This window comes from Neoalteromonas facilis, from assembly GCF_002807665.1.
GTDB lineage: Bacteria > Pseudomonadota > Gammaproteobacteria > Enterobacterales > Alteromonadaceae > Alteromonas_E > Alteromonas_E facilis.
The window spans coordinates 17,685-28,628 of record NZ_PEAY01000010.1; the positions used below are offsets into that span (position 1 = coordinate 17,685).

Consider the following 10,944-nt stretch of genomic DNA (forward strand, 5'->3'; position numbering starts at 1 on the left):
CGCCACTAGCTGAAGACACAGAACTAGTCGATGCATCAAATTCTTATAATCCTGCGAAGCTGTCTAGTAACGCTAGTTGATATCTGCCATTCAGAATGCAAATAGCCGTTTAACCTTTCTTAGTCTCAATTTGCTCGATAGTCTAGGTTTAGGTATTTATTTTTTATGATGGTGCAACAGTTTCTATGCTCTTGTTAATAGCTGGAGTGAGAGACAAAACTACAAGCATATTGATAGTCTCTGGATTAAGCCTCATTTACTTCTCAATTTTGGGCGGTTGCAAGTAAATGAAACGAAACTACAGCGACCGCTTTTAGCCTTGTGATCAACTGATGGAACGCAACACACTGATTTCCTATCGTATAAGCTAATTTTTTGTTCTATTACGGTTGCTTCTGGATATGTTTTTGTAAATTGCATTTTTTGGATATAGAAGTGACTTGGCATGTTGAGCCAACTCGACAATAAGCAACATCAGGAGAGCTAATTGTTAGAAGTGCAGAGCAGGTGGGAATATTGCTTCCCACCTGCTAATAAAAATTCATCTGCACTAATTTCTAGGTAAAGACCTTGAATATATTTTGATTTGATTTGGGTCAACAAAATTAGTTTGAGAAACAGAGATATCTGCCCCCGTTGTGAAGTTAAGTCCTTGTATGTCCCTGTCAACAGATATGACCGATAACCTTTCCCTACTGGGAAAGCCACCACAGGTTTCTCCCTTATCACAAACGAAGAAATCATTATCAGAATCGGTTCCTGCTAGAATGTAATAGTCACCTTTAGGGATACTCTCAAATAGAAATTGATATTGACCATCTTGAGTTATAGCTCGCACATAAGCTGCAGTTTCAAACGTATTCGCGTCTATCAACAAAATGTAATGTAAGCCAGGATCTCGATTTACTTCCTTAATCGGAACGGTCAGATAAACCAGCAAAGACAAATTATTGGAAGATGTCTCAAAAGTTACTTCTTCTACATAAATTCCTGGCGAGAGATTGCTCCTATCAACAGTAAGTTTATAACTACCGAGCCTGTCGTCGGATACATTCTCTTCTTGAATATAAAGCCAGCTTGCGTTCTCTAAAACATTGTTTACTGTTAACTCACCATCACCACCGTTCCAAATTTCTATATCATAAGAATTTACACCGACTCCGAAGTCGATGCTTTGAACACTGATGACTGCTAATGCTGGATTGGTACCGGGATCATTTCCGTTCAACTCTTGGGCCGCATTTACTGCGCGTAATGCATCTATAAGCCCATATCCAAAATTATCATCTCTTCCCGAAGCTCCCAAATCTCGCGTGATTTCCCCTGAAGCAATAAGAGCGTCCACTTGCTCAGGAGTTAAATCTGGATATACAGATTTCATTAAGGCGATTACTCCTGCGACATGTGGTGAAGCCATGGATGTCCCGGGCATAAAGTCATAATCAGGAGTTACAGTTCCTGAGGAATCATTTCCAACGGTACTATAAACGCCGTCATAAATACTATATTCCGTCTCACCACCAGGGGCACTAATGTCCACATATGGCCCATAATCAGAGTAACTAGCTTTGTCCAGCTGCTTGTTTGTGGCGCTAACAGAAATTACCCCTGGGTATGAAGCGGGGAATGACGGAGCAATTGTATTTTCATTTCCAGCCGCAGCCACTATTATTGTTCCAGATTGCCTTACTAACTGATAAGTCAACTCTGCGTAGTAAGAATATTGATAACCTCCCAAACTCAAATTGATAATGTCTGCTTTTTGAGATGGCAACATGCCGGTGTCATTTTGCAAACCAGCGGAATATTTAACGCCATTTAGAATGTCCCATAAATCTCCAAAACCATCTCTACCTAAAACCCTCACAGGCATGATTGATGTATTCCAAGACACTCCCGCAACGCCTATAGAGTTATTTGTTGACGCTGCAATGGTGCCAGCTACATGAGTGCCATGGAAAGAACTTGGTCCGTTAGGGTTCTCTCCAGGGTCTGTAGGGTCTGCATCATACCCATCTCCATCTAAAGATTTGAAAGGGTTTGAGACAAAATCATATCCCTGAATTATGTTAGAGTTTAAATCAGGATGATTAAGTAACACCCCACTGTCAACAACCGCTACAATTAAATCGTTACTTCCAGTAGTTACGTTCCAAGCATTACTGAGATTTATTTGTGAATAATGCCATTGATACTGAGACAGCGGGTCATTGGTTGCTGAATAGGCTTTTAGAATATAGTTAGGTTCTGCCCATTCAATATCGCTTCGCTTTTGCATTTCTTTTATAGCGAGAAGAGTATTAAGCTTCGCGTGATTCTGATCAGATATCTCACCCAACAGAGGTGTCAATGCAATCTTACTGGGTGTTACGCTCTGGTTTAAAGAACCTAATGTTTGCTGGATACTGCTGGCATCGCTGCCAACTGAGTACAGCCCCACATTGTTTAAAATAGCTTTAGATTTCTGCTCTATACCTGTGACTACATCAAAAGTATTACTCACTCCTAAACTCTGTATTGTCTCCTTAGCCTTTTGTTTAGCAATAATATCCCCGGTTACAAAATCATGGGATAGACGCAATAGGCGATCTTGGGTTTGAGCCATCTGTTGGCTTACCGTCAAAAAATAATTCGATGCTCCGCTGTAAGCGTTAACAACGATAAAGTAAATCCCCGAAGATGGCACAATTAACGATTCTATTGTATTTGCAGAAAGCGAAGAATCCACTAATGTGCCATTTTGGTCGTATAAATATAGATCTAAGTCATTCTCATAATTTGATGGAGATTCAGAAACCTCTAATTTCAGACTCTGTCCTTGTAGCAGGTTACTGTAATAGACATCATATAAGTCTCCATTATCAAAAGATGCTCCCTCTTCTCCAGCGCCAGCGACATTCGCATAACCCTGAATAACGAAAGGACTATTAACGTATTGAGCATCGGCAAATGTGCCATTGAAGATAGATACTGCGTCAGGATTGTTAGTGTCTGAATCTTGGTACAAACTGGCTTGAGAGGTGATGACGCCTGATACTTTGCTCAAACCGAACTTTTTAACACTACAACTTAGGTTAGTTAGCGTGCCATTTTCATTTCTTAGCAAATTTAAAAGCTCAATGGATGACCTTGGCGTATCGATTTCCAGCCGAGCTAGTCCAGTCCAACTGCCAGAGCCGGAATATTGCTCAAGCAAAGAAGAAGACATGACAGTTGTTCCATTAGCTTCGAGTTGCTGATCAATGACGAAGCCCGGTTCTCCCAGCACGTTTCCATTCTGATCATATAACGTTCCCGTCAACACTACTGGATTAGAAGAACGATTCGATATGCGGATAAAAGCTTGATCTACAGAAGATGTATTTGGAATGTAATAGGCACTACCATCATTCGTGCAGCTCATATTAGTAAGAATATCCGATGGGGAACGAATTAGGTTTAAGATTGAAAGACGAGATGTTTGCCCTACTATGTTAAATCTCGCACGCTTACTCCATGTATCAACGCCAAAAACTTCAGCTAATGAATCTGCGGAATAAACTAAAGTTTCTTTAGCATCGATCGTGTCAATAACAATGCTATCACTTAAGTTGTAACCATCCTGATGTAAGAGTTCAGCATTTAACTCTAGTGGAGCATCACTTGTATTAGTAACCCTTACAAATGGTTTATCCGAATTCTCTTTGCTCGGGATATTAGGAACAGAGCTGCTGGAAGAACAACTCATGTTAGTCAACGTATCAGACGTTCTGATTAAGCCCATGATAGCTATTTGAGAAGTATCTGAGGTGATTTCTAACCTTGCACGTTTTGTCCAAGTATTAGATCCAGTTAGTGACTCTAGTGAAGCAGCTGTTATTACTTGAGTTGACTTAGGAGCGAGAGCTGAAAACAAAACCGAGTCTTCATTCCCAAGAACATATCCATCTTGATGGTAAAGAGTGCCTCTAACCTCTATCGTTTCGTCAGTAACATTACTAACCCTAATGAAAGCTTGGTCGACATTAACCGAGCTAGGAATATTGTGCGCGTAATATGGATTAGTACAAGTAAGATTTGTTGTTGTTCCATTCGGCGTGCGCACTGTTGCAAGTAAATCAACGCTTGGGCTCGTTGTGAGTAATTCCACTCTTGAACGCTTAGACCATGTATCCGTCCCAAAAATAACTTCTAAGTCACTAGCAGTTATCTCACGTCTAGCACCGGGAGCCAGCTCCTCTACAACAACCGAATCAGTTGTTCCAAGTGTATACCCATCTTGGTGGATTAGAGTACCGATAACTTGCGCAGAAGAATTGCCGCTGTTTATGATATGAAGAGTAATTTGATCTCCACTAGCACTGTTAGGGACATTATAGGCAGTAAGCGGAAACGATGGGGTTACAGAATTTGCAGGAATAACAACAGAATCACTGTTGTTGAATCCGTTGAAAATGACTGTAAATTCAGATTGATCATCGAAGTTATCCAAAATGGACCATTGATTGAGTATTAGCGTTTTTTCTTCTATCAATGATTCGCAAAAAGATGGACTATTTATACTTTCTTGCAATTTTACGCTGTTATAAGACGTACCGCCTTGTTCAACATCAAAACCAGCTCCGCATATGAAAGGGTCACCCGATATTGGCGTAGCTCTAACAAGAACGACTGACGAATCGTTATCACTTACACAAGGCTCTCGCCAAAACTCAAGTCTAAATTCATCACCAAACCAATCACTTTCTAAGGTGTAAATATCTGATGTCGGAGCAGAGGGAAGGTTTGTTGGTACACAGCTTTCAGGTACATCGTTCGTTGCATAAGAGTTCTGCTCAAGCTGTCTTTTGTTTTGTTCCGACTTGAGAAGTCTATCTATTTCATTTGATGGGTCTTGGCTTGACACCAGATCTAGATTTCTATAATTACCTGCCGATGAGTGACCTGGCACTGAGACAAGAGTGAGGAAAAAAATAGCTGTGAAGATAGAGTGTTTAAAGTGAATCATTATCGACCATCCATAGAGACGAAACTTATAACATTAGCATCAATACGCCCCGTTTAGAAAAAAGAGATCATCTCAAAATGTATGGTTTCTGATAACAATGTATACAATAAGAACGATTTCAATTTGGAAGTATGTTCTGTGATTAACTTTACGTTATGGAATTAGGCTCTTGATGTATTGATACAAATTAATTCCTTTCGTTAGAGTCACCCACTTGACTCTATTGTCTTGGTGAAGTTTCAAAGCTGCGTATAAACCTATTGGACAAACATCAACAGGCGTTCACTCAACAGGCTAGGTGAAAGTCTTTCAAATTCAGAATTAACAAACGTCGTCATCACACACCATGCCCCATCCATGATGTAAGTGCCGGAAGAATATAAAGAGGATATTAGTAGCGCAGCCTATGCATCTAATCTTGAAAGTTTCATTGAGCGGCATAAACCAACAGCGTTGTTGCATGGACATATGCACAGCAGTGTTGACTAAATATTATCGGGCTGCAGGGTTGTATGTAATCCAATGGGATACTCAGGAGAACTAAATTCTGATTTTGAGCCAATCAAAATAATTGATATTGATTATGTGTAGTGAGGAGTACTTTCTTATCCAAAGGAAAAACTTAGGTAAAAAAGAAGCACTTTCATGGACATGCAGAAAACATTGCCAATTTTGATTATCAAAAATCAAGTTTATTTCTTTTTGGATTCTTCTAACTGCTTTTGCTCATTTTTCTTTCGGCTCTCTGCTATTAAAGCTTTAGCTCTAGCAGCTGAAGCGTATGCACCTGCTCGTTCTAGTATTTCTCTTCCTCGTTCGCTTAATTTTCGCGTCATTTTAAGCACCTCTTTTTCAGCTACAGGATAGTACGCAAGAATTACTTCTCAATTGTGAGAACATCACCAGGCGTCACGTTTAAATAATTGCATAAAACTTCTAAAGTCTCGAAATCAATACGAGTTGTGTTTCCGTGATAGAGTCGTGTGACAGTACTTCTGTTGATACCGGTATCTCTGACCACGTCTGCTATCTTCAACCTTTTCGACCCCATTATGGCTGATAAGTTACATTTTATCACTCTAAAGCCTCAAAATAACTCCCTAGAGAATCATTTTTTTGTTGACAGTGCGATTTGCGTGTCATAATGTCTCTCTAGAGCATCAAAATGATTCTGCAGGAATTCATAATGATTCTTTAAACTATTACTGGAGAGTATGGATGAATCATACCTATCTTACAACTGAAGAGTTATCCCAAGCGATTAAATATGACGCCCGAACTATAAGGACTCAATTGGTGGACGTGTGTCTCATTGAAGGGAGGCACTACATTCGTCCTTTTGGTAGACGGAAGATTTTATTCATTTGGGAGAATATTGAAGCAGACATGCTCTCAAATGCGAACGATTCGATTGGTATGCCAAGCGTTGCTTGATAGAGACTAATTATGGGTTCAATACGAGTTCGCGGCGCAAGTAAAAAGCTATTCATGGACTATAGAGTCAATGGCGAGCGTGTCAGAGTTAATACCGGTTTGTCTGACTCAGCAGCAAACCGAAAAGTACTCGAGCGGAAGCTATCCAAGATAGAACATGACATAGCGCTGGGTGCCTACGAACCTAATAACTATTTCTCATCGCCTTTAGGCCACAATAGACCGAAAGAGCCGAGTGTTTATCCCAATACACCTTACGTTGAGCCGGAGCTTAAAAAAGCGTTCAGTCCGCTGTTTTCAGAATTTATTGAGGAGTGGTTTGAGGAAAACCAAATAAATTGGCGAGCTTCACATATCAAAAATATTAAAAATATGGTCGTCAAATATTACCTGTCAGAGTTTGGTGAAAAAAGGATAGGGGATATAACGAGGGCCGATATTCTTAAGTTTCGCGTAGCACTTGCCAAACTGCCAGGTAGAAATGGTAACAAGACGCTCTCTCCTAATCGGATAAACAAGATTATGGATCCACTTAAGCGAGTTTTTGAGGAGGCCTCTGACAGGTTTGACATTGCTAACCCCTATTTAAGAGTAAAACCCTTAAAAGTAAGGAAGCAAGACATCAACCCATTTGCTTTAGATGAAGTGAACTTGATCTTATCTAAAGTGAGAGGTGACTACCGCAATTATTACACAGTGCGTTTTTATACTGGGATGAGAACAGGGGAAATAGATGGTCTTAAGTGGAAGTATATTGATTTTGAAAATCGGATCATTTTGATACGTGAGACGCTGGTTGATGGGGAGGAAGAGTATACAAAAACAGATTCGTCTCAACGCGAGATTGTGATGAGTCAGCCGGTATATGAGGCGCTTTGCAAACAGCATGAGGCAACAGCCCACTTATCGAAATATGTATTTTGTAACTTGGAAGGCCATCCACTGGATCATAACAATGTGACAAAACGTGTTTGGTATCCGCTTCTGGCTCATTTAAAGCTAGAAAAACGTCGGCCTTACCAGTCGCGTCACACGACTGCCACGTTATGGCTTGCGGCAGGAGAGGCACCAGAATGGATCGCACGGCAACTAGGACATTCAACGACTGAAATGTTGTTCCGAGTGTATAGCCGATATGTACCAAATTTAACGCGTAGGGATGGTTCAGCTTTTGAACGCCTACTTAGCAATCAACTTGATTAACCAATAACTTCGAGGTTCACAATGAATAAAGCAAAAACGTTTTTATCCAATGAAACAACGGCAATGGCTAAACACGCAATTGAAATTTTAAGGGTCGATGAACGCTATTCCTTGTCATTGCTTTTGAATAATTCTCCAAACCTAAGCAATCAGGCTGCGGTCGGTTATTGGATCACAGACTATATTAAAAGTAATCCTGATAATGCTGATTTTCACACTGGTGTTTTGCCATCATTGAGACGTGAACTATTTAAATATGAAAATAGAGAATGGTGATAAATTTCGTAATTTCTAGATTACTGATTAGTTTCAAGAATATGCCAATAAAGAGGGCTTTATATGGCTACCAACCAAATTGACGCAAGGCAGGTAATTGAAATAGGGTGTATCTACTATTCAAAAGAGGATAATCAGTTTTTCATTGGTGCCTATGGTGGGTTAGGAAACTTCGATGTGCAGGAAGTTGGTGTGAGTTTAGATAATCAACTGAAAGAAATGCTAGAGAAGCGTGCAATTACCATAGCGGAGAAATCACTAACTGCATTCTGTGTTGGAGTGCTAGGTGAGCCTGATGACAATTTCGTGGGTTATTGGGCGACATTTTCGAAGGTGGGTTTCTCTGATAGAAAATTGTAGATTTACAATTGCAATTCGCAACACAAGAAAAACAGCTATAAACCCATTGCGCGTTCTGAAAGGCTAATTCAACTTCAACAATAAGTTTACTTAATAAGCGTTAACGTGTAACTTACTATTAGATGTAACTCACAGGCGAAAAGCCTGCGATGGTAGTTGAAAATTCCGCAATGGAGACAACTACCAATGTATCGGGACCAAGACGTGAGGCTGGTTATGAGTTCAAATTGGAGTCTACGAGCGATTCGAGACTCTTTCTATGCGGAGGCGTAAGCCACTTCATAGTTTGATTTGGACTTAATAAAATGCCAATTAAATCGACGATAATCCCTGAAAAAACTAAGCAATTCTTCGAAAACGTCTCCTTTGAAAATCAAGTTGAGACTTGGCTAATACGAGACGGCTGGCAAGTTTTCAAACCGCACATTGATCATGGCAGTAAAACCGATGTTTTAATTTCTGATGGAAATCTGTATTACAGGATCCAAGTGAAATGTGTTGATACAAGCAACGAAACTCATAAAGTGCGACCTCAATGGCAGCCTGATGACAACATTGATTTCATTATCTATTTCTCGAAGAAGGCGCAGTGGGGTTACATTACCCCAATATTCCATGAAGCTAGAAAGCTAAAACATCCAGAACACATCCGCTTTCATCAAGATCCCCGAAATTTTGTCAAGGCATTTAGTAAGGCCTGACTTGATTTATGCAAAGGCTTTAATTTGGTGGATTTCTGACTTTTATCTAAGTTGCTACCTCGCCGTCTCAAAGGGCAGAGGATGCTGCCGGCTCGTTACGGCTATTTTGCAATTATCTTGATTTATAGGGGGGAAATTGCTTTCATTGTGGCACGTATGTTTATCCTCTGGTGATTTTAATCGGTAGTATGAGAACAGTTTGTATATAGAGGGGTCTTCGGTGTTTTGAAACGAGAGTAGCAAACTCCAATAGGTTCACTAATAAAAAACGCTTTGGCTGACCTTCCCTCCAAATTCAACATAATGATATCTTCGGTTTCAATCGATTTTAAGCTTTGTCATTTCCGCTATCACTTCATTTGAGCTATTGATATTTAACTTAGCCAAGGTGCTCATTTAATTAGCCTTCAATGCTGATTCAGTGTTTATTTTCTTCAACATCTTCCTATTCGTTCCACCCTAAAAAGTATGTTGTAATAGGCAGTTGACAAATTAGTTAAAGACTCTCATGAACCGTATTTGAATGGATGTCTTAGTCGTTTATAGTTGTTAATTTCATCATCTACCCAATATACTGCGTCTCTCTCATTTTTAAATGTTTTATGTTTTATTTCTGCTTCGCTATAGATTTTATCGATTTGTTGTAGGACTATCCTGAAGGGAGACTTAGCAACGATAGCACAGGCTTTTAATCCTCTTTCTTTTCTTAATTTCAATCCAAAAATCAGAGCTGATTCAGCCTCAGGAGTAAATAAGCTTAACTCATTTAACGTGATTATTTGTCCCCAGGGGCAGGGTTCTAATGCAGAAATACATTCTTCTATTTTTAGTTTATAGTCCTGCACCAACTCCAAATTAAATGGTCCCGTCGCTTCAACAAACACTTTATTCGAATCAAATCGAATAGAATATGTACCGTGCTTGCAAAACTCCATTTCATGCCTCCAAACATTTTACATTCGACTAGAGTGATTGTTCGTTATTGCAACTATTAACTGCGCTATAAAGGATAAAAAACTTTTAGGGTTACAAAACTCACAGCTACGATAAATATCCGTATAGGCTGCTTTAAATAACATTAGATGAATAAATAGAACTGGTGAATACTACTAAAGCATCAAATTTTTTATTAAATTAAAAAAAGCCAAAAGACGAACTAACTTTGAGTTTTTAGGTGTATATGAATAGTTCTGCAGTGGGTAAAAGTATCAACAGATCGTATCTAACTTTTGAATTGCATTAATACACACTTTCATTGTACTGAAATATGCACGCCATTCTTACCATGGTGTTTAACTTCGTACATCGCTAAATCAGCTATATGAAGAACTTTATCTATATCCATTCCGAGTTTATATTGGCAGATACCTGCGCTGAAAGTAATATCCAATCCTGCAATTTTTTGTAAACGAATTTGCTTTAATAACTTTGATATCCGACGCTTTGCTATTGCAGTGTCAGTATCTGGAAATGCAAGAACAAACTCTTCTCCACCAAACCGAGCGACTAAGTCAGATTCTCGTGTATGAGCCTGTAGAAACTTTGAAAATCCCTTTAGAACAAGATCTCCCTTATCGTGGCCATAAGAGTCATTTATCATTTTAAAATTATCTAAATCAATCAAGCACACGCTTAGCATAGAAATATCTGCATTAAGCGTTATCGAGTCATAGAAAAATCGTCTGTTGCCAAGGCCTGTCAATGGGTCAGTCACACTTTGTACTTTGAGTTTATTGTGTGCATTCTTAAGCTTGTTTTCTAACCTGTATCTGTTTGTAAGATCTTTGTACACCCATAAATGTCCAACATATGTCTCACCATCAAATATAGGGATATAATCGCGCTCCAGAAATGTGCCGTTGGTGAGTTCAAAATATTCGTTTTTCTTAATGACTTTATTACGTAGGTGGTGATTTACACTTTTTACAAATCCCTCGGGGTCTTTGAATAATACTTTATAGTGCTCCGCAGAATCGGAGCAAT

General features: G+C 39.3%; 10 protein-coding genes. 5 read left to right on the forward strand and 5 right to left on the reverse strand.

Annotation, left to right across the window (positions count from 1 at the left end):
* Positions 1-550: 550 nt before the first annotated feature.
* The 3 genes from CSH93_RS17510 to CSH93_RS17515 all read right to left on the reverse strand — a co-directional run bounded on the left by CSH93_RS17510 (position 551) and on the right by CSH93_RS17515 (position 6,065).
* Positions 551-4,987, reverse strand: coding sequence for a S8 family peptidase (locus CSH93_RS17510; RefSeq protein ID WP_100644666.1), 4,437 nt, complete (start codon positions 4,985-4,987; stop codon positions 551-553).
* A gap of 692 nt (positions 4,988-5,679) precedes the next feature.
* On the reverse strand, positions 5,680-5,823 hold the full coding sequence (locus CSH93_RS17975; RefSeq protein ID WP_164078408.1) for a hypothetical protein: 144 nt from the start codon (positions 5,821-5,823) through the stop codon (positions 5,680-5,682).
* A gap of 41 nt (positions 5,824-5,864) precedes the next feature.
* Positions 5,865-6,065: a helix-turn-helix domain-containing protein gene (locus CSH93_RS17515; RefSeq protein WP_100644667.1), complete on the reverse strand. Its 201-nt coding sequence runs from the start codon at positions 6,063-6,065 to the stop codon at positions 5,865-5,867.
* 140 nt (positions 6,066-6,205) lie between these two features.
* Here CSH93_RS17515 and CSH93_RS17520 point away from each other — a divergent pair, with 140 nt between their 5' ends.
* From CSH93_RS17520 to CSH93_RS17540, 5 genes are all read left to right on the forward strand, one after another.
* Positions 6,206-6,421 (forward strand): hypothetical protein, encoded by a 216-nt coding sequence (locus CSH93_RS17520; RefSeq protein WP_100644668.1) that lies wholly within the window; start codon positions 6,206-6,208, stop codon positions 6,419-6,421.
* Between the two features lie 12 nt (positions 6,422-6,433).
* A complete protein-coding gene (locus CSH93_RS17525) occupies positions 6,434-7,624 on the forward strand; it encodes a tyrosine-type recombinase/integrase (protein WP_100644669.1) in 1,191 nt (396 codons plus the stop codon).
* Positions 7,625-7,645: 21 nt separating this feature from the next.
* The gene (locus tag CSH93_RS17530; RefSeq protein ID WP_100644670.1) at positions 7,646-7,900 is read left to right on the forward strand and encodes a hypothetical protein; all 255 of its coding nucleotides are present in this window, start codon (positions 7,646-7,648) and stop codon (positions 7,898-7,900) included.
* Positions 7,901-7,963: 63 nt separating this feature from the next.
* Positions 7,964-8,260: a hypothetical protein gene (locus tag CSH93_RS17535; RefSeq protein ID WP_100644671.1), complete on the forward strand. Its 297-nt coding sequence runs from the start codon at positions 7,964-7,966 to the stop codon at positions 8,258-8,260.
* Positions 8,261-8,565: 305 nt separating this feature from the next.
* Entirely contained in the window at positions 8,566-8,961 is a 396-nt protein-coding gene (locus CSH93_RS17540; protein ID WP_100644672.1) for a hypothetical protein, read from the forward strand.
* A 506-nt stretch (positions 8,962-9,467) separates the two neighbouring features.
* Here CSH93_RS17540 and CSH93_RS17545 read toward each other — a convergent pair.
* Positions 9,468-9,896 carry a hypothetical protein gene (locus tag CSH93_RS17545; protein ID WP_100644673.1) on the reverse strand — a complete coding sequence of 143 codons (429 nt, stop codon included), beginning with the start codon at positions 9,894-9,896 and terminating at the stop codon, positions 9,468-9,470.
* A 317-nt stretch (positions 9,897-10,213) separates the two neighbouring features.
* Positions 10,214-10,944 (reverse strand): GGDEF domain-containing protein (locus CSH93_RS17550; RefSeq protein ID WP_164078409.1); only part of this gene is annotated, 731 nt, incomplete at its 5' end.